The 19,020-nt window shown below is 67.1% G+C and carries 14 protein-coding genes; 1 reads left to right on the top strand and 13 read right to left on the bottom strand.

Annotation, left to right across the window (positions count from 1 at the left end; all coding sequences use genetic code 11):
- Positions 1 to 32 precede the first annotated feature (32 nt).
- The 8 genes from HTA01S_RS05000 to HTA01S_RS05035 all read right to left on the bottom strand — a co-directional run bounded on the left by HTA01S_RS05000 (position 33) and on the right by HTA01S_RS05035 (position 10,126).
- Positions 33 to 995 (bottom strand): response regulator, encoded by a 963-nt coding sequence (locus HTA01S_RS05000; RefSeq protein ID WP_068167480.1) that lies wholly within the window; start codon positions 993 to 995, stop codon positions 33 to 35.
- Positions 992 to 2,197 carry a hybrid sensor histidine kinase/response regulator gene (locus HTA01S_RS05005; protein WP_068167481.1) on the bottom strand — a complete coding sequence of 402 codons (1,206 nt, stop codon included), beginning with the start codon at positions 2,195 to 2,197 and terminating at the stop codon, positions 992 to 994. Before HTA01S_RS05005 ends, HTA01S_RS05000 begins: the two co-directional genes overlap by 4 nt.
- Positions 2,194 to 3,540 (bottom strand): sensor histidine kinase, encoded by a 1,347-nt coding sequence (locus HTA01S_RS05010; RefSeq protein ID WP_068168108.1) that lies wholly within the window; start codon positions 3,538 to 3,540, stop codon positions 2,194 to 2,196. The genes HTA01S_RS05005 and HTA01S_RS05010 overlap by 4 nt, the downstream gene beginning before the upstream one ends.
- A 10-nt stretch (positions 3,541 to 3,550) precedes the next feature.
- Positions 3,551 to 4,954: a class I SAM-dependent methyltransferase gene (locus HTA01S_RS05015; RefSeq protein WP_068167482.1), complete on the bottom strand. Its 1,404-nt coding sequence runs from the start codon at positions 4,952 to 4,954 to the stop codon at positions 3,551 to 3,553.
- A 219-nt stretch (positions 4,955 to 5,173) separates the two neighbouring features.
- Positions 5,174 to 6,022, bottom strand: a complete 849-nt coding sequence (locus HTA01S_RS05020) for a 2OG-Fe(II) oxygenase (protein ID WP_068167483.1) — start codon at positions 6,020 to 6,022, stop codon at positions 5,174 to 5,176.
- A 47-nt stretch (positions 6,023 to 6,069) separates the two neighbouring features.
- On the bottom strand, positions 6,070 to 7,029 hold the full coding sequence (locus tag HTA01S_RS05025; RefSeq protein ID WP_068167484.1) for a lysylphosphatidylglycerol synthase transmembrane domain-containing protein: 960 nt from the start codon (positions 7,027 to 7,029) through the stop codon (positions 6,070 to 6,072).
- Between the two features lie 79 nt (positions 7,030 to 7,108).
- Positions 7,109 to 9,058, bottom strand: coding sequence for a molecular chaperone HtpG (gene htpG, locus HTA01S_RS05030; protein ID WP_068167485.1), 1,950 nt, complete (start codon positions 9,056 to 9,058; stop codon positions 7,109 to 7,111).
- 144 nt (positions 9,059 to 9,202) lie between these two features.
- Entirely contained in the window at positions 9,203 to 10,126 is a 924-nt protein-coding gene (locus tag HTA01S_RS05035) for a LysR family transcriptional regulator (protein WP_068167486.1), read from the bottom strand.
- A gap of 104 nt (positions 10,127 to 10,230) precedes the next feature.
- Here HTA01S_RS05035 and HTA01S_RS05040 point away from each other — a divergent pair, with 104 nt between their 5' ends.
- On the top strand, positions 10,231 to 11,244 hold the full coding sequence (locus HTA01S_RS05040) for a zinc-dependent alcohol dehydrogenase family protein (RefSeq protein WP_068167487.1): 1,014 nt from the start codon (positions 10,231 to 10,233) through the stop codon (positions 11,242 to 11,244).
- 51 nt (positions 11,245 to 11,295) lie between these two features.
- Here HTA01S_RS05040 and HTA01S_RS05045 read toward each other — a convergent pair whose 3' ends face one another.
- From HTA01S_RS05045 to HTA01S_RS26250, 5 genes are all read right to left on the bottom strand, one after another.
- Positions 11,296 to 12,561 carry an esterase/lipase family protein gene (locus HTA01S_RS05045; RefSeq protein WP_068167488.1) on the bottom strand — a complete coding sequence of 422 codons (1,266 nt, stop codon included), beginning with the start codon at positions 12,559 to 12,561 and terminating at the stop codon, positions 11,296 to 11,298.
- Positions 12,558 to 14,522, bottom strand: coding sequence for a HAMP domain-containing histidine kinase (locus HTA01S_RS05050; RefSeq protein WP_068167489.1), 1,965 nt, complete (start codon positions 14,520 to 14,522; stop codon positions 12,558 to 12,560). The genes HTA01S_RS05045 and HTA01S_RS05050 overlap by 4 nt, the downstream gene beginning before the upstream one ends.
- A 3-nt stretch (positions 14,523 to 14,525) precedes the next feature.
- A complete protein-coding gene (locus HTA01S_RS05055) occupies positions 14,526 to 15,095 on the bottom strand; it encodes a YfiR family protein (RefSeq protein WP_068167490.1) in 570 nt (189 codons plus the stop codon).
- A 14-nt stretch (positions 15,096 to 15,109) separates the two neighbouring features.
- On the bottom strand, positions 15,110 to 17,482 hold the full coding sequence (locus HTA01S_RS05060; RefSeq protein WP_068167491.1) for a TonB-dependent siderophore receptor: 2,373 nt from the start codon (positions 17,480 to 17,482) through the stop codon (positions 15,110 to 15,112).
- A gap of 238 nt (positions 17,483 to 17,720) precedes the next feature.
- A complete protein-coding gene (locus HTA01S_RS26250) occupies positions 17,721 to 18,980 on the bottom strand; it encodes a pseudouridine synthase (protein WP_084235862.1) in 1,260 nt (419 codons plus the stop codon).
- Positions 18,981 to 19,020: the final 40 nt, after the last annotated feature.

The raw sequence follows: 19,020 nt of genomic DNA on the forward strand, positions 1-19,020 counted from the left end.
GCTCCCTCTGGGGCCGCCCGCTGCGGCCCGGATCACCCGCCCGGGGCTTGGCCGCCCACGCGCTCCATGGCGTCGGCCAGCCAGTCTGTCGGCGGCGCCTCGGCGCTCGCGGGCTGCAGGAGCCAGGCCCCGTCCACCAGTTCGACCCGCGCACCGCCACCCTGCCAGAGCAACCAGGCCAGCCAGCCGCACTGCGCTTCGCTGGCAGCAGTGCCAGCCGGCGCCGACAGCAAGGCGGTCAAGGGCGCTACATCGCTCAACCGCACGCCGTCTCCCCGCACCTCACCCCCCACCGCCTGCGCCAGCGCAGACAGTGCCTCGGCGCCCTCGCGCCGCGGGCCGAAACGCTCCAGCCACAGCCGCAGTTGCACGGCGATCGACGCACCGCGCCGCGCCTCGGCCTGCAACAGATCGGCGTGGTCCCAGTGGTTCCAGTCGAGCGCGGGAGCCTCGAAGCCCACGGCCAGCGCGGTCTGGGCAAAACAGTACAGGGCCGGCTCGGCGCCCTCGCCGTGCACGGCCGCGCCCACCATCAGCAGCGCCGCCAGCCGGTTGCCCAGCAACTGGCTTTGCTGCGCCAGCAGCTTGTCGCGCAGCAGGTCGTCGCGCTCACCGCGCAAGTCCGCCAGCTCCAGCGCGTTGCGCAGGTCGGCCCGCAGGCTGTCCAGTTCCCAGGGCTTGTTGATGTAGCGGTAGATCTCGCCGGTGTTGATCGCCTCGATGGCCTCACCCAGCTCGGAGTAGGCGGTGGTCAGCATGCGCACGATGCCGGGGTAGTACTCGCGGGCGTGGCGCAGCAGTTCGTTGCCCCGCTCACCGGGCATGCGCTGGTCGCACACCAGCACGGCGATCTCGTCGCCATGGTCGCGCAGCATCGCGCGCCCCTCTTCCACCGAGCCAGCGGTGAGCACCGGGGCGAGCGGGCCGACAAGGCGCTCGAAATACTTCAAGGCCATCGCCTCGTCGTCGACATACAGGATCTTGGTGGGCTTCATGGAGCCTCCTCGGGTTTGGAGTCGTCGGTGGATGGGAAATACAGCGTCACCGCTGTGCCCTGACCCGGTTCGGACCGCACGTCGATGGAGCCACCCAGGGTGGTCATCACACGCCGGCAGAACAACAGGCCCATGCCGCTGCCACCGGCATCGGCCCGCGTGGTCACGGGCTCCTTGGTCAGGCGCTGCAACACATCGGGTGGCACACCCGGGCCGTTGTCGCTCACGCAAATGGCGGCCTGCTCGGGCAGGCCCGGCGCGGGCACCGCCCGCAGCAGCGCGATGAGCACCCCGGGCTCCCCGGGCAAGTCCGAGCGCAGCGCCAGCAGCGCGTTCTTGACCAGGGTGCACAGCACCAGGTAGAGCAGGTCACGGCGACCCGGCAGGCGGAAATCGGCAGCCAGGTCACAGGTCAGCCATTGCGCCTCGTCGCCGTCGAACGGGTATTCGTCGCGCACGGCCCCCACCAGATCGCTGGCGAGCAGGCTCTCGGAGGCGTCGCGGCGGTAGGCGTCGCGCGCGGTCAGGACAAAGGTGGACACCAGGGACTGCGCGTAATCGGCGCGGCGCTGCGCCGCCTCGATCATCTTGAGCACTTCGCCGGGCTTTTGCTGCGCGATGTGCGCCATGCCGGCCTCCCCTTCGGGCAGGTCGCGGTGTCGCTCGCGCATCGCCGCGAGGTAGCCGCGCACCGTCGCCAGCGGCGTGGTGACTTCGTGCGCCAGAAAACCCAGGGTCTCGCGCAGGGTGGCCGCGCGGCGCTCGATCAGCGCCTGCTCGCGCGCGCGGCGCACGCTGGAGGCCAGCGCCTCGCGCAACACCTGGCGCGTCAGGGCCTCGTCCAGCGGCTTCTCCAGGATCGCCTCCACATGCCCCTGGTTGACCGCGGACATGGCCACGTCCTTGTCGGCATAGGCCGACACCAGCAGCCGCGCCACGTGGGGAAAGCGTTGCCGCACCTCGCTGAGCAAGGTCACACCGTCGCGTACCGGCATGGCGTAGTCGGTGAGCAGCACGGCCACCTCCTGCCCACGCTGCTCCAGCAGGGCCAGCGCTTCGTCCACGCTGCCGGCCGTGAGGACGGTGAACTCGTCGCCGTACATGCGGGCAAACCATTTGCAGGCCTGCGGCTCGTCGTCCACCATCAGGATGGCGTGCGTGCCCATCGGTGCGGGCGAATCACCTGCGGGGTTGGAATTCATGCGGGTGGCCTCGGTAAATCAAAAACAAACTCGGTCCAGGCACCCTGCTCGCTCTCGACCATCAGGGTGCCTCCATGTCGCTGCACGATGCCGTAGCTCATGCTCAGACCCAGCCCCAGGCCGGCGCCCACGTCGCGGGTGGTGAAGAAGGGCTCGAACACGCGCCCGATGTTGGCCGGCTCGATGCCCAGGCCGTTGTCGCGGACCGACACCCACAGGCGGCCCTCGCGCGCCTGCACGCGCAGCGCGATCTGCGGCTGCTCGCGCTGGGCCTTCTGCACCGCGTGCGCGGCGTTGCTCAGCAGGTTGATCAACACGCCAATGATGGCCGGCTCATCGCCCAGCACGTGCGTGTCCTGCGGCATCTCGACCGGCACGTCGATGCCCTTGAGCTCGTAGCCGGCCAGCCGCAGCGCCGAGCGGATGGCGTTTTCCAGCAGGAAGGGGCGCTGGCTGTTTTCACCGGGCTTCTGGTAGGCGAAGGTCTTGAGGTCGGAGACGATGTTCTGGATGCGCTGCATGCCCTCGCGGGCATCCTCCAGGCTTTCCTTGAGCAGGGCATCGGCGGCAACGGCCGGCATGGCCAGCCCCATGTTGATCGCCATCAGGCTGTAGTTCACCGGGTTGTTGAGCTCGTGCAGCAGGCCGGCCGAGAGGGTGCCGATGGCGGCCATCTTTTCGCGCTGCAGCAGTTGGCCCTTGAGTTCGGCCAAGGTGCGATTGGTCTCCATCAAGACCGTGTTCTGCTCGGCGACCTCGCGGCGCAGCGCGAACAAGGTGAATCGACCGCGCTCGTTGAAATACGTGCAGAAGGAACTCAGGATGGCCGCTGTGAGGAGAAACAACGAGTAACCGATAAATCGGTACGCGTCCTGGATGCCGCCCGGATGCAATACGCAGGCGGCAACGTATATGGCCAGCGTGCCCAGTCCGAAAGCCAGGCTTTCGAAAAAACGCACCGGCAGGATGATGCCTGTGGCATAGAGCGCCAGGTGCAGACCCACGAAGTAGATCGACCCATCACCTTCCGTGCGCCAGATCATCCAGCTGATCATCAACTGCGGCATCGAAAGCCAGAGCATTGTGAGCGGACTGACCCAGGCAGCGCCTACGTGCGACCGCAATACCAGGTAGACCAGAAGGATGGCCAGCGCAGTCCCGATACGCACCGGCGCCAGCACCTCAAAGAGCTCGTTGTAGAGCGAGAAATCGAGTCCCAAGCCGAGCACGATCAGCAGCGACGCCACCAGCGCGGTGCCCTTGGAAAAGGCCCGACGATATTCGTTCTGCTCTTCGTGGTAGGGCGACAGCCCAGGTACCTGGAAACGCGGAAAACTGAGCATCATCGGGTCCTCATATCGTTGGGACGCGGAACTCGGCGAAGACGTTGAGACCCGTGGCGTCCGTGTAGATCGAAGTGTCCTGCCGCTCCGGCGGCAGGACAGACTCCAGCCCCACCTCGTCGCGGTAGATCAAGTGCCATTCCAGCAGATGTTCCATGAGAACCCTCTGCGAATTGTTCGAATGCACGTTGGTCACGAGAACCTGCCCTCCGGCTTGCGTGCGCGAAACGAAATACTGCAGCAGTCGAGAGCAGACCTTGTCCGAAAGATAGTCAAACAGGCCCGCGCAGTACACGAAATCGATGGTTTCGCTTTCGCGAACAGGCGCCAGCCGGCTGGTGCGCTTCAGCAGGTCGTGCACGGACTCATTGACGAACTCGACCTGCACCCGTCGACCAGTCTCGCGGGCAGCCTCGGCGATCTTGTTCCGCGTGTACTCGATCGTCGGTTCGCTGAAGTCCATCAGCGTGAAGGCAATGCTGTCCGGATTTTCGTCCTGGGCGATGAAGCGTCGAATCTCGACGGCCGGTCCGCAGCCCACATTCAGCACGCGTGCCTGGCGGCCTTCGCGCCGCGCTTGCTGGGCGACTCGCAACAGCGACTCGACCAGAATATCGATGCGGTTGCGATGTGCCTGGGCGACGCCTGCCTTCAGAAATGCGGCGTTGACGATCTGGAAGTAGGTGTTGGGGCCCTGGCGCGGGTCACCCAGGATCTGATTGACCATTTCGTAGTCGCCCGCATAGCCCAGCGGCTTGGTGAAGGTGCGGTAGACGAAGGGCGCACGCAGCAGCAAGGGGTGCAGCGAGGTCTGTGCGAAGTTGCGGTGCGCCACCGCGTCCTCCAGTGGCACGCGCCGGCCTTCGTCTTCGAGCCAGACCAGGTACTCCGCGCTCTTCTCCATGATGGGCGCGGACAGCTCGTCGAACACATCCGAGCGGATACGGCCATCGGCCTCGCGCGGCAGGAAGGATGACAAGTCGGCCTGATCCGCCCAGCGTGCGGTGTCAGCCAGAAAGGCACGAAACTCGCTGATCATGACCTGGTAGCTCTGCCTGATCTTGAAGCGTCCCTCCCAGTCGGACACGAAACGCTCCGCCTCGCCGCGCACTTGGCGAATGTCGCCGCGGATCGCGTTGAGGTCGGACCACTCGTCGATCAGGGCTACCGACACCACGGCCATGAGCCCTGTGTTCAGCAAGCTGACCACCACGGCCTTGCCCTTGTAGATGTTGCGTTCGCCCGAGCGGATGGTCAGCTCGCTGAGCACTTCGCTCACCTGCACGATGGAGTACGGGTTGTAGATCTCCATCACCAGCGAGCGGCGCTGCAGGCTGGTCAGGGATCCGCGAGCGCTCTCGCCCTGGCTGTTGCGGAAGGTGACGACGTGATCGAAAGGACGCTGGAGGTACACGTTGGAACCATTTGATCAGGTGGAGAGACGGTGCCTGGACGCCGCCCCTGGAAGGACTCCCCGAACCCCAGTGTAGTCATCTGAAACGCCAGCGCGCGTCAACCCCTCCATTGGCCACCGATCGTGTGGGCCATGCGCCCGGGCCCATGAAAAAAGCCCATGCGGGCCGGCAAGGGCACGCATGGGCTCAGAGGCTGAGCGCCGCTCTGGCGGCCTGGATCAGCCGCGCTTCTGGATCGTGTTGGCCAGATGGCGTTCCCGGAAACGGCGCATCACCCGGAACAGCACCGGGGGCATGTAGTCCTGCGAGACGCGCCAGCGCATGCCACCGATTCTTTCGTGCGGCCGCTCAGCGAAGATCGTCGTGTGGGACTGGTTGGTTTCGTTGGCGGGCCGGCCGTTGGTGTAATAGAAAAGTGCCAGCGACTTGCGCGAGTCACCATCGGGGCAGGTCAGCGGGTCGGGGTGGCCGTGGAAGGTCTTGCTGGTCGGCGAGAAGATCGCCAGGCGGTTGAAGACGGGCAGGATCTTGACCTCGCATTTCGTCACCTCCTGGTCCCACAACTCCAGGCTGCCGCCGTACTCTTCCTTCCAGTCCTTGTTCATGTAGAAGATGACGTTGATGCGGCGGTCGAGGAAGTTGGCGTCGTGCTTGTTGAAGTCGGCGTGCAGCTTGAGCAGGCCGCCCTTGGGGGTCTGGTGCAGGCCGCCTCCGCGCATCGTGGGGTCGGGGATCATGTTGTCGATGCCCGTGACCTTCTCCAGGAAGCGCAGGAAGGGCGCGGAGTTGAACTGGTACAGCATGCTGCGCGTGACGGGGCCGAACTTGCTCTCGTCCACGCAGACCAGCTTCTGCTCAGCCGGGCGGTTGTAGTTGTGCCACTCGATGTCCTGCGCCTTGGGGAACTCGGCGAGCATGGCTTCGGCCACGTCCAGTGGCAGGAAGTTGTCGAAGGCCATGTGGTTGAACGGCGTACCCAGTCGGTACTTGGCGGCGCCTTCGGCGGCCAGGGTTTCGTATTTGGGGTCGTCAAAAATGAAGCGGTCGCCAAAATCGCGCAGCGGCATGCTCGGAACTCCTTGAAAGCACAAGACTCAACGCACTTCATTCAAATTCAGACAGGCGCTCCTCCCAGGCGATGGGGGTAGAAGCTGCGGATCAGCACGCCGAACAGGACCGTCAACGCGTCGCCCAGGAGCGTGGTCAGGCGCATGCTGACGGCAAGGCCCGCGGCCACGGGCGCACCCGTGAGCGGCGTGAGCAGGACCACCATCATGGCCTCGCGCACACCCAGCCCACCGGGTGCCCCCGGCACCACATACCCCACCACCCAGGCACTGCTGAACAGCAGGGTGACACTGAACCAATCCACGCCGGAATGCATGAAGAAGTACTCAGCCTGCAATTGGAGCACCCACCCCAGCAGCATGAAGTTGATCAAGATCAAGAGAGATACAAGTAGCGAGGTGCGCAGGCGCGGCAGGCGCAGCAACTGGCCGCCGCCGATCTTGCGGCTCAGACCGGGCAGCACGGTGTTCACGACCTTGATGCCCAGCCAGGGCAGCACCAGGGCCGCAGGCAGCATCCAGACCGCCTGCTGGGTGAAACGGGTGCTCACCGACTGCACCGTGGCCAGGTCCCAGAGCACCCAGGTCGAGAGCAGGGCCAGTGCCATGCTGATCACCAGGTTCCAGATGCCTTCAAAGACCGCCGTGCCCACCGCCACACCCATCGGAATGCCGGTGGACTTGGCGAGCACGCCACGACCCAGGAACTGCCCCACGTTGCCCGGCAGGTACTTGCCGATCTGGGAGATGTAGAACACCTGCAGGGCGATGCCCAGCGGCACGCGGTGGCCCTGGTCGGACATCAGCAGGCGCCAGACGTTGGTGCCGAAAAAGTGCGTGACCACCACGGCCAGCATGCTGAGCAACGCCACGAGCACCGTCTGGGCGTTGAGGGGAATCGCCGGCAGTTGCTCGACGTGGGTCTTGAAGGCCAGACCGAAATACACGCACGAAGCGAGCACCGCCGCGTACATGAGGGCCTTGAACAGGCGTTTGGAGTGTTTCATCAGGGCGTCCTGTGGGCACCAGACGCCCGCCCACCAGCGGGGCCGTGCTGGTGGGTTTTTCTTTCTTGGGGAGCCGGGCTCAGACCAGCAGTGTGTTGACCCGCTTCACATAGGCCGCCGGGTCTTCCGGCAGGCCGCCTTCGGCCAGCAGCGCCTGGTCGAACAGGATGTGGGCCAGGTCGTCGAAATGCGCGCTGGCGTCGAGCTTTTTCACCAGCGGGTGTTCGGCGTTGACTTCCAGGATCGGCTTGCTCTCGGGCGCCTTCTGGCCGGCCTGCTTGAGCAGGCGGGCCAGCTGCGTGCTCATACCGTGGTCTTCCACCACCAGACAGGCCGGCGAATCCACCAGACGGGTCGTCACGCGCACGTCCTGGGCCTTGTCTTTCAGGCTTTCCTTGAGCCGCTCCAGTACCGGCCTGAAGGTTTCGGCGGCGGCTTCGGCGGCCTTCTTCTCTTCCTCGTCCTGCAGCTCGCCCAGATCGACCGCGCCCTTGGCCACGCTTTGCAGCGGTGTGCCATCGAACTCGTGCAGGTGTGACAGCGCCCACTCGTCCACGCGGTCGGTCATCAGCAGCACTTCAATGCCCTTCTTGCGGAACACCTCGAGCTGCGGGCTGTTCTTCGCGGCGGCCAGGTTGTCGGCGGTGATGTAGTAGATGGCCTGCTGGCCTTCTTTCATGCGCGCCTTGTAGTCGGCCAGGCCCACGTTGACCACGTCGCTCTGGGTGGAAGCGAAGCGCAGCAACTTGGCCAGCTTCTCGCGGTTGGCGAAGTCTTCGCCCAGGCCTTCCTTCAGCACGGCGCCGAACTCGGCGTAGAAGGCCGAGTACTTGCCCACATCCTTCTCGGCGGCGGCCTTGTCTTCTTCGCTGACCACATCGGTCACGCCGTCGGCGCCCTCTGCGGCTTTGGGCGCCGCGTCCTTCTTCGCCAGGTCTTCCAGCATGGCCAGCACGCGGCGGGTGTTGCCTTCGCGGATGGCCTTCACGTCGCGGCTTTCCTGCAGCAGCTCGCGGCTCACGTTGAGCGGCAGGTCGGCCGAGTCCACCACGCCCTTGACCCAGCGCAGGTAGGAGGGCATCAGCGCCTCGGCCTCGTCCATGATGAAGACGCGCTTGACGTAGAGCTTGATGCCGGCCTTGTGGTCGCGGTTCCAGAGGTCCATGGGCGCCTTGGCCGGGATGTAGAGCAGCTGCGTGTATTCGGTGCTGCCCTCCACACGGTTGTGGCTCCAGGCCAGCGGGGCCTCCTGGTCGTAGCTGAGGTTCTTGTAGAACTCGGCGTACTGCTCGTCGGAAATGTCTTTCTTGCTGCGTGCCCACAGCGCGTTGGCCGAGTTCACGGCCGCCCAGGCGTCCTGCTGCACGTATTCGCTCTTCTCGGCGTCCCACTCTTCCTTCTGCATCAGGATGGGCAGGCTGATGTGGTCGGAGTATTTGCCGATGATGGACTTGAGCTTCCAGTGGCTCAGGTACTCGCTCTTGTCCTCGCGCAGGTGCAGGATGACGCTGGTGCCACGCGCGGGGCGCTCGATGTTTTCCACCTCGAAGTCGCCCGAGCCTCCGCTGATCCAGCGCACGCCCTCGGCCGCCGGCAGGCCGGCGCGGCGGCTTTCCACGGTGATCTTGTCGGCCACGATGAAGCCCGAATAGAAGCCCACGCCGAACTGGCCGATGAGCTGGGCGTCCTGCTTCTGGTCGCCACTGAGGCGGCTCATGAAGTCCTTGGTGCCGCTCTTGGCGATGGTGCCCAGGTGCTCCACCGCTTCGGCCAGGCTCATGCCGATGCCGTTGTCGGTGATGGTGAGGGTCTTGGCGTCCTTGTCGAAGGCCACCCGCACCTCCAGGTTGGGCGTGTCCTCAAACAGGGCCGCGTCGTTCAACGCCTCGAAGCGCAGCTTGTCGCAGGCGTCCGACGCGTTGGAGACCAGCTCGCGCAGGAAGATGTCGGGGTTGGAATACAGCGAATGGGTGACGAGGTGCAGCAGTTGCGACACCTCGGCCTGGAAGGAGAGGGTTTGTTTGCTCATGATGTGAATGGGCTGAAGAACGACTGACCGGCAGACACCGGATCGAAGAGCGCATGGCGCGGACCGGCATTCTGGCACTGGCACGCTGGCCGGGGATTTTGCACCGCCCGGGCCGGCACCCAGATGGCGGCGGCCGGCGCGGTTTCAAGAGGCCGCCAGCAGGCCGGGCAGCCGTTGCCCGAGCAGGTCCAGCACCACCCGGGTCTTCAAGGGCAGGCGCCGGCTGTGCGGCCACAGCAGGTGCATGGGGAAGCCGAACGGCACCGGCTCGTCGAACACCGGCAGCAGTTGCCCGGATGCCACGGCCGGCGCCACCAGCCATTTCGGCAGACGCACCAGGCCCAGCCCGGCCACGGCCGCGGCGCACATGGCTTCGATGCTGTCGAACACCAGGGCCGGCGCGGGAATGGGCAGGGTGTCTTCGGGCCGTTCGCCCTGGCCGAACCGCCACAGGCCGGAGGCCCCGGCGCGGCCATAGACGATGAAGCGGTGCGCCGGGAATTGCGCGCGCAGCCCGGCCAGGTCAGCGGGCCGGCCCCGGGCCGCCAGGTAGGCCGGCGCGGCGTACACGCCCATCCACTGGTGCCCGACCGAGCGCGCCGACAGCACCGCGCTGTCGGGCAGCGCGCCGCTGCGCAGCGCCACGTCCACCCCGTCTTCCACCAGGTCCACGCGCCGGTCGTTCAGCGACACCTCCAGCACCAGCTCAGGGTGCTGCTGCGCCAGCTCCAGCAGCAGGGGCACCACGCAGAGGCGCCCCACCACGTCGGGCATCGACACGCGCACCCGGCCGGTGGGCACCAGCCGGCCCGCGTCGATGTCCTGCCGCGCGGCCTCCAGCTCCTGCAGCGCGCGGCGGCAGCGCTCGTAACAGGCGGCGCCCTCGTCGGTCAGGCTCTGGCTGCGGGTGGTGCGGTGGAACAGCCGCACGCCCAGGCGCGACTCCATCACCGCAATGCTCTTGGCCACCGCCGAGCGCGTGATGTGCAGGCGCTGCGCCGCCTGCGCAAAGCTGCCGGCCTCCACCGCGGCCACGAACTCTTCCACTCCGCGAAACTGCTCGCTCATTGACAACCTTTGATCACCATTGTGTTGAAAATTATCCACCACACCAACGTATTTGGAACCAATAGCATCGGTCGCTGGTTTCAACCCTCACAGAAATGGTTCACATGAACGACACCCACCACACCCTTTCCCGCTGGCAACTCAGCGCCTACGGCCGCCAGCACCTGGCCTACGTCGAAGCCCCCATGCCCACCCCGGGGCCGGGCCAGATCCTGGTGCAAGTGGCCGCCGCGTCGCTCAACTACCGCGATCTGCTGATGATCGACAACGGCATGGGCGCGCCCTTCACGGCCCCCTGGACACCGGGCTCCGACATGGCCGGCCGCGTGCTCGCCGTGGGCGACGGTGTGAAGCGTTGGCAGGCCGGGGATGAGGTGATCAGCACGTTCTATGCGGGCTGGATCGACGGCAGGCCCTCGCCCGAGGTCTTCCCCCTGGGCGGCCCCGGCCCGGGCATGCTGGCCACGCACGTGCTGCTCGACGCCCAATGGGTCGCGGCCGCGCCCGCCACGCTGAGCCCCGCCCAGGCCAGCACCCTGCCCTGCGCGGCCCTGACCGCCTGGTTCGCGCTGATCGAACAGGGCGGGCTGCACGCCGGCCAAACCGTGCTGATCCACGGCACCGGCGGCGTTGCGTTGTTCGGTCTGCAACTGGCGCGCCTGCACGGCGCGCGCACGGTGGTGGTCTCGGGCGACCCGGCCAAACGTGAGCAGGTGCTGGCGCTGGGCGCCACCCATGCCCTGGCGCGCGATGGCGACTGGGTCGCCGAACTTCGCGCACTGACCCAGGGCCACGGCGCCGACCACGTGCTGGAGTTGGTGGGCGGGGCCAACGTGGAACGCTCGGTGCAAGCCCTGGCGCCGGGTGGGCGGCTGTCGGTCATTGGCGTGCTGGACGGTGACCGCATCGGCACCTCCGCCTACCCGCTGATCCGCCACCAGAGCGTGCTGCAAGGCATCAACGTGGGGCACCGCCGGGCCCTGGAAGACCTGGTGCGCGCCATCGACGTGAACCGGCTCACGCCCACCATCGCCGCCAGTTATGCCGCCAGCGAGCTGCCCGCCGCGCTGGACCATCTGGCCCGTGGCGCCTTTGGCAAGATCGTGGTCACGTTCTGACGCCGTGGGCCCGGGCGCCGGGCCTTTCAGCCTTCCCCGCCCGGTCAGCGCTCAGACCGTGGGTGCCAGCCAGCGCAGCAACTGCTGCGCCACCACCGGGCTGGAGAGCAGATCCAGGTGGCCGGTGCGGTAGACGATGCGCTGGCTGTCCTTGGCAAAGACCAGCCGGCGCGCCGGCTGATCGTGTTGCCCCAGCGCGCTGTGAAGCGGCACCAGGCCATCGCCCATCAGCCGGTCGGCCAGCAAACCGCGCTGGCCGGCCAACGTACCCGCCACGGCGAAGCAGGCCACGCCTTCGGGCAAGGGCAGCGGCACGCGGTGATCGTCGGGCGATTCAAAACGGTCTCGGCCCCGCCAGTCCGCGTCTTGCACATGGCCATGGCGCAGGTCGGTGATGCCAGCGCTGCGGATCTTGCCCAACCGGGCAAACGGCACTGTGTGTGGCGACGACGCGAGCAGCAGGTCCACCCCGTGGCCCGCGCGCTCCAGCGGCGCGCCGTGGTGCGGCGTGCCCAGGAACACCAGCTCGCGCAGCAGCCCCGGCCAGCACTGGCCCGCCTCGCGCGCCACCTGCACGGCCGAGCGTGCCACCAGCCCGCCCATGCTGTGGCCCACGATGCTGATGCGCTCCAGCGGCAGCGGCCAGGCCGCCACCAGCCGCTCCAGCAGGGCGGCCAGTTCGCGCCCGTTGGTGGAGGTGTGCAGGCCGGAGTTGTAACGCAGGTACACCGGCGTGCAACCCAGCGCCTGGGCCAGGGTTTCGCCATGATCGTGGCCGCTGCGGCGCCACTGGGTGTCGTTCATGCACAGGCCGTGCGCCAGCAGCAGCAGGTGCGGGCTGGCCTGTTCGCCCAGCTGAGCCTTCAGCGCACCCGCCTCCAGCGACAGCGTGGCCCCGTGGTGGCGCAACTGCATGGGCTGGGCCAGCGGGTTGCCAAAGCTCTGCAGCCGGTCGCCCAGCACGCCGTTCAACGCGGCCAGCACCGCCTCGCGCGCGGGCGAAGCCTCGGGGTGCGTGGCCGGGTCGTCCACCAGCGGCAGCAGCTTGGCCAGCGCCCCGTCCAGCCCGTGGCCCACGATGTGCGCCACGCCACGGATGCCCTGGTAGATCTGTCCCGTGAGGCCGCTGGCCTGCTCGTCCGACGCCCCGCTGGACAGTCCCAGCCGGCGCCGCACCGACTGGTGCACCCCCTCGGTGATGTTGATCACGCCCTGCGTGGCCTGCGAGGCCAGCTGCGCGGCGGCCCGCAGGTCGGACGGGCGCAGGTGGCGCAGCACGGCGCGCTTGGGGGTGTTGGGTGGGGAGGCTGGGGTCATCTCGTCTCGCTTTCGACGGGTGCCACCAGGCCCTCGCGCGAGGGACAGGGGAGTGACACCGTCGTCTTGCAGGGGGCGGTCTGGGGTGCTGCCATCGGCTTGTTCCGCGGGAGCGAGAAGAAGAAGGTCGCGCCGCCGTCGACCTTGCCTTCGGCCCAGGTGGTGCCGCCGTTGCGTGACACGACGCGGTGCACGTTGGCGAGGCCGATCCCCGTGCCTTCGAAATCCTTGCCGCTGTGCAGGCGCTCGAAGACGCCAAAGAGCTTGTTGGCGTAGCGCATGTCGAAGCCGACACCGTTGTCGCGCACAAAGACCACCGTTTCGTTCTCGTGACCGGACGGGTCGGGCAGACAGCCGATCTCGATGACGGTCTGCTCACGCGTCTGGGTGAATTTCAGGGCGTTCGAGATCAGGTTGGCCAGCACGACCCGCAGCATGGCGCAGTCGCCGACGACCACCGGCAGCTCCCCGATGCGCCAGTGGATGGCCCGGTTTTTGGCCTCCGGCTCGAATTCGTGGATGACGTCCTTCACCAGGGCGCCCAGATCGACGGGGCCCTTGGTCATCTCCTGGCGACCCATGCGCGAGAAGGACAGCAGGTCGTCGATCAGCTCGCCCATGCGTTTGACCGCCTTGGAGATGGTGTCCATGTAGTGCTCGCTCTGCGCATCGAGCGTGGCGGCCAACTCCTCCTTGAGCAGGCCGAGAAATCCGTCGATGTGCCGCAGCGGCGAGCGCAGATCGTGCGAAACGGAGTAGGCGAAGGCTTCCAGCTCCTTGTTGGCCTCGGTCAGCTGAGCGGTGCGCATGGCGACGCGCTGCTCCAGTTCCTGGTTGAGCTGGTGGATTTCCGCTTCCACCTGTTTGCGCTCGGTAAGGTCGTAGATCAGTCCCACGAATCCGGTGATGCGGCCGCCCTCGTCTCGCAACGCGGTGACGGAAAGATTGGCCGGCACGCGCGTCCCGTCCTTGCGGGTGACGATCCATTCCCGTTCCTCGGGCAGGCCGCGGCGCGGGCGGGCCGCGAACACCTCGAATCCCGGCGCGATCGTCTCGCCGAATTCCGCCGACAGATGCTGGGCACGCTGCGCCACCTCCTGGGGGTCGTGCCACAGCACCGGCGTCTGCTTTCCGGCGACTTCGTCGGCGGTGTAGCCCAGCAGGCGCTCGGCCGCCGGGTTGAAGCTGGTGACGGTTCCCTCGGGTGTGACCGAGATGATGCCGTAGGCCGCGTTGGCCAGAATCGCGCGCTGGAAGGCCGCCAGACGGCGCAAGTCGTCTTCCCGCTGCTGGATGCCATCGAGCATGGCGTTGAAGCTCTGGCCGAGCCGGGCCAGCTCGTCGGCGCCGGAGACCGGTATGCGGTGCATGTAGTCCGCCCGGTCGCGAACCCGTTCGGTCGCTTCGGTCAGCGAGGCGATGGGACGCACGATCGTCCGCCGCAGCACCGCCATCTGGACCAGCGTGGCGGCCAGCAGAATGAGCATGCCAGCGCCAAAGATCCACAGGGCCTGGTGCGTCTGCGCGCTGAGTTGCTCCAGGCCCATGCTGATGCGCAGGCGCCCGCCTTTGGGCAGGCCTTGCAGCAGTTGCGCGGCATCGGCACCGAGGTAGATGCCGTCCGGCTGGTCGGCCCGCGGCTGCGGCCCGGCATCGCGCACGTTGCTGAAGCTGGCCAGGCTGCGCCCGTCGTCCAGGGTGATTTCCGCCGCCAGAATCTGCGAGTTGGCCCGCAAGGTGTCGAGGATTTCCTGTGCCCGCAGGGGGTCGGCGAAGGCCACGGCCGCGTCGGTGCCGACGGCGACCATCTGCGCATAGGGCTCCATGATCTGCCGGGCGCGGGATTCCAGGGTCAGGGTCTGATAGAGCAGCAGGCCGGCGCCCGCCGCGATGAAGGCCAGCAGGGCCGTTCCCCAGAGCACAAACGTGAGTCGCTGGTGGATGCTCAGGTGACGAAACATCGGCTACCTCATCTTCCGCACGATGCCGTTGTCGAGCACCTCGCTGGAGACCTCCAGCATGCGGGTCTGGATGACCAGCGCCGCGATCCGGGCCTGGTCCAGGTTGATGCTCAGGCGCACGCGGTCATCGACCTGAAAGCGGATGGTGCCCCCTTCGCGCAGGAATTCCGGAGCGTCGCCCACGGTCAGGATCGGCTTGTTCTTCAACTTGTCGAGCACAGCACGGCGCCTGGCATCGTCCTTGTAGGTGAGAAAGACGATCTGGCACGCCGGCAACTGATCCAGCGTTTCGGCGCGGAAGACTTCAAACGAGCGGCCCTGCTCCGTGCGGCCCTTCAGGCTCGTTTCCAGAATGTCGCCGAAAGGATCCGGCCCCAGGACGCAGATGTGCCAGGGCGTTCTGCTGTCGGGAAACGCATCGACCGGCCAATTGACGTAGTGGGCGAAGTTGCGCAGGAAAGCGGCCTTGACCCGGTTCGGGTTGGTCGGCGCCAGCTCCTGGCTGGCGACCAGACCCAGCGGATGCAGCATCCACAGCAGTGCGATGGTCCACAAACGGAGATGGGTTTTCATGGATGTGGTCCGCATCAGAACCCCGCCACGAAGGTGAGCTGGAATTCGCGCGGGCGTCCGCGCGTGCTTTGCGAGGGCCGGTACTTCTCGTCCCTGAGATTCTTGCCCATGAGGTCGATGCTCATCCGTCGGCCGTTCGACCGCCAGGCGTAGCCGATGCCGGCGTTGATGAGCGTGTAGGTCTGGCGGGACGAGGCCGGCCCGTCGGGCAGGAGGGTCTGGTCGCGCACGAAGTTGGCGCCACCCACGAGGTAGAGCCCCTGCAGTCCGGGCTGCGTGAAGTTGTAGCGTGTCCAGAGGTTGGCAAGGTGGGGCGCGCTCATCTGCAAGGGCGCGTTGTGGAAGCGCAGCACGTTCCTGTAGTTCGCCAGCCCGGAGGCGTCGAGCGTGGCCGGGTCCTGGGCGAGGATGGCCGCGTCGTTACCGCTGAACTCGGTGATGCGGGCTTTCATGCGGCTGTAGGAGACATACAGCTGCCAGTTGTCGGTCAGCGCGGCCGTGGTGTCCAGCTCGAAGCCTCGCGAGCGCTGTTCGCCGCTCTGCACGTTGTAGATGGCCACGTTGCCTTGTGCGTCCGTGACGGCCAGGTCGTTGACGATGTTCTTGTTGCGGATGTCGAAGAACGTCAGCGTGCCCGAGAGGCGACCGCCGAGCAGATCGGCCTTGAGGCCGATGTCGTGACCGCGCCCCTGGGTGGGTTCGGCAGCCCGGCTCGTTCCATCGGGGTTCCTGAGGATTTGCGTGCCGGGCACGAAGGACTCGGCGTAGGACGCGAACGCCGCGAGACCCGGGGTGAACTTGTACAACACCCCGTACTGCGGCGTCACCGCGCTGGCCTTGATCCTTGCCTGGGAAAAACCCGTCAGATGGTTGTCGAGCTGGCTTTGCGTCGCGGTCTTTCGCCAGCCGGCGAGCACGAGCAGACGGTCGTCGAAGAAACCGAAGGTCGAACCACCATAGACCGACTTGTCGACATAGTCGGTGGTGGTGTCGGTCGCGTTTTCCGTCAGCGCGGCGAGCGGAATCGAGACATGGCGGTTCCAGGTGGCGGGATCGCTCAAGTCCCACAGCGGCAGCGGCGACGCGGTGGGGTCGCTGCCAAGCGCCGGGTCGTTGGGTGCCTGTGCGGCCCAGTTGTCGAACCGGCGGCGGCTGTATTGCCCACCCAGCAGCAGGCGCAGGCTGGTCTTGCCCCATTGGTATTTACCGACGCCATGGGCCCCGAAGCTGTCGTCGGCATTGGTGTAGGTCTGGCCCCTCAGGCGGCGGCCCTGCAGGAGCGTGGCGTTGTTGGCCATGCCGAGGTTGCCGGAGAACAGCGCATCCACCTCGTAGGACTGGCGGGCGTAGCCCGCGCGCAGATTCCAGCGGTCATTCGCCTTGAAGTCGAGCCAGGCGCTCAGGCCCCGGGTCTTGCTGCGACGGTAGTCCGCGTAGGACATGCTGTTCCAGTTGTCCGGCAGGCCGGGCACGTCGACGCCGGACAGGTTGGGGTCGGCCGGGGTCGGCACGACGCCGGCCTGGACGTTGTAGCCGGGCTTCTGCATGACCTGCGGCGTTTCGACCTTGTCGAATGCTTCGTACTTGAGCGACACACTGACACGGTCGCTGGGCTGCCAGAGCAGGGAGGGCGAGATGTTCCGGGAATGGGCGTCGTAGGGCTTCCAGTAGCGCAGGTCCTGGTCGTAGGAAGCCGCGAGCCGGTAGAAAAGCGTTGTCGACGCCGGCCCGGTCACGTCGGCATCCAGCCGGTGCTGGCCATAGGAGCCATAGCGCGCGCCGGCGGAGGCGGCAAAGGTCGGCTGCGGGGTCTTGGTGATGACGTTGACGATGCCGCCGGGAGCCACTTGCCCATAAAGGAAGGAAGCCGGCCCCTTGACGACTTCCACGCGCGAGATGTTGGTGAAATCGAAGATCGAGGGGCCGTGGAAACCGTCGCGCAACACCTGAACGTGGCCGGGCGTGGCGCTGACCGCGAAGCCACGGATCGCGAGGTTGGCGTTGCCCTCGTTGAAGTCGTTGCTGCGGTAGGTGACGCCCGGCGAGTAGCGCGCCACATCAAAGAGGTTCTGCGGCTTCTGGTCCTGGATGAAGGATTCGGTGAACGCCTGGATGGCGAAGGGCAGATCCCGGATCGGCGCGTCGAAGCGCGAGCCGGACACCGAGTTCGAGGCGCGGTAGCCCTGGTCCAGATGGGTGGAAACCTCGAAGGGCGAGACCCTGACGTTGACCAGCTCCAAGATGTCCATGCCGGCCACGTCCAGCGTCGGAGGCCCCGATGACGCGAGCCTGACGGCGTTGCCCGCCATGGCATCCGACAGCGGCCACAGCCACAAGCCCGGCGTCAAGACGACAGCCGCCACACGCGCTGCCTTCAAATCAGGCATGGTCGATCTCCTCGGTACGGTTTGGTCAGCATCAACCCAGAAGCTCGGATCCTCACCTTGGCGGCACTGCAAGGCACCGTTTCATTTTCTTACAGTGGCAGTATCCTCCTGCCGGCTTTGTTACACAATGCCGCGGCCCAGGACTTATTGCTTCAGCGCAAGAGAAATGTCACGGAGCAGCGGCCGCGACAGGCCCGCCAACGGGGCGCGCTCCTTCGATCCCGTTGCGATATCCGCATCAAAACGACTCCCCAGCCCCCAGATACCGCCACTGCCCCACCGGCAGATTGCCCAGCACCACGTTGCCGATGCGGATGCGCTTCAAGCCCACCACGTGCAGGCCCACCTGTTCGCACATGCGGCGGATCTGGCGCTTCTTGCCTTCCTTGAGGATGAAGCGCAGTTGCTCGGGGTTCATCCAGTCGACCTGGGCGGGTTTCAAGGGCTGGTCGTCCAGGCTCAGGCCGTGGCGCAGCAGGGCGAGTTTGTCGGCGGGGAAGACGGCCTGCACATTCTGTGTGACCACGTCTGCACCTTGCGGGCCGTTGGGCGCCCAGTGCACGCGCACCAGGTATTCCTTTTCGATGCCACTGCTCTCGCCGATGAGCTGGCGCGCGATGCGGCCGTCTTGCGTGAGCACGAGCAGGCCGACGGAGTCGATGTCGAGCCGGCCGCAGGGCGCGAGGCCGCGGGTGTGTTCGGGGGCGAAGCGGCGGTTGTCCGCCGGGTGGCGTGCGTCGCCGCGCCACTGGCTGGGTGCGCCGATCAGTGTGGCGGCGGCTTCGTGGCCGTCTTCGGGCTGGCCGCTCACATAGCCCATGGGCTTGTGCAGCAGGATGGTGACCTGCCCGGCCTGCTGGTGGCGCGCCTGGGGCAGCACCTCCACCTTGGCGTCGGGCGCCACGGGCATGCCCATGACCGCGGGCTCGCCGTTGACCAGCACCCAGCCGCGCGCGATCCACTCGTCGGCCTCGCGGCGCGAGCACAGGCCAAGGTCGGCCATGCGTTTGTTGAGGCGGATTTCGCCGCGCACATTGCCGACGCGGGCGAGGTCGGGCCGGTGCGGCTGCGGCGGGCGCGGTGCGGGGGACGGGCCGCGTTGTGGGCGGTCGGCAGCACCGTAGGGCTGGTCGCGCGGGTCGGCCCGGCGCGGCGCCGGGCGCTCGCTCCAGCCGCGATCGTCGCCGCGCGCGCCGGCGGCGGGGCCGGAGCGCGGGCGGTCGCCGGTGGGGCGTGGTCCTGTGGGCCGGTCGCTGCCCGGACGGTCTGCGCCGTAGCGCGGACGCTCGTTGCGCTCGCCTTCGGGGCCGGCGCGCTTGGCGCCAAAGCCCGGCGAGGGTTCACGCGGGGGCTTGGGCGCGGAGGCGGACACGCTCTTGGCGCGGGCCGGGCCGGGCGGGCGCACCGGGGCGCGGCGCGGCGCGAAGGGGTCGGCCGGGGTTTTCTTCGCAGCGCCCGGGTTGAGCTTGAGCGTGCTGGGCTTTTTGTCGGTGGTCATGGGGGGATCATCCCAGATCACACACCACCGCCAAGCGCTG

It is taken from the genome of Hydrogenophaga taeniospiralis CCUG 15921 (assembly GCF_001592305.1).
GTDB classification, from domain to species: domain Bacteria; phylum Pseudomonadota; class Gammaproteobacteria; order Burkholderiales; family Burkholderiaceae_C; genus Hydrogenophaga; species Hydrogenophaga taeniospiralis.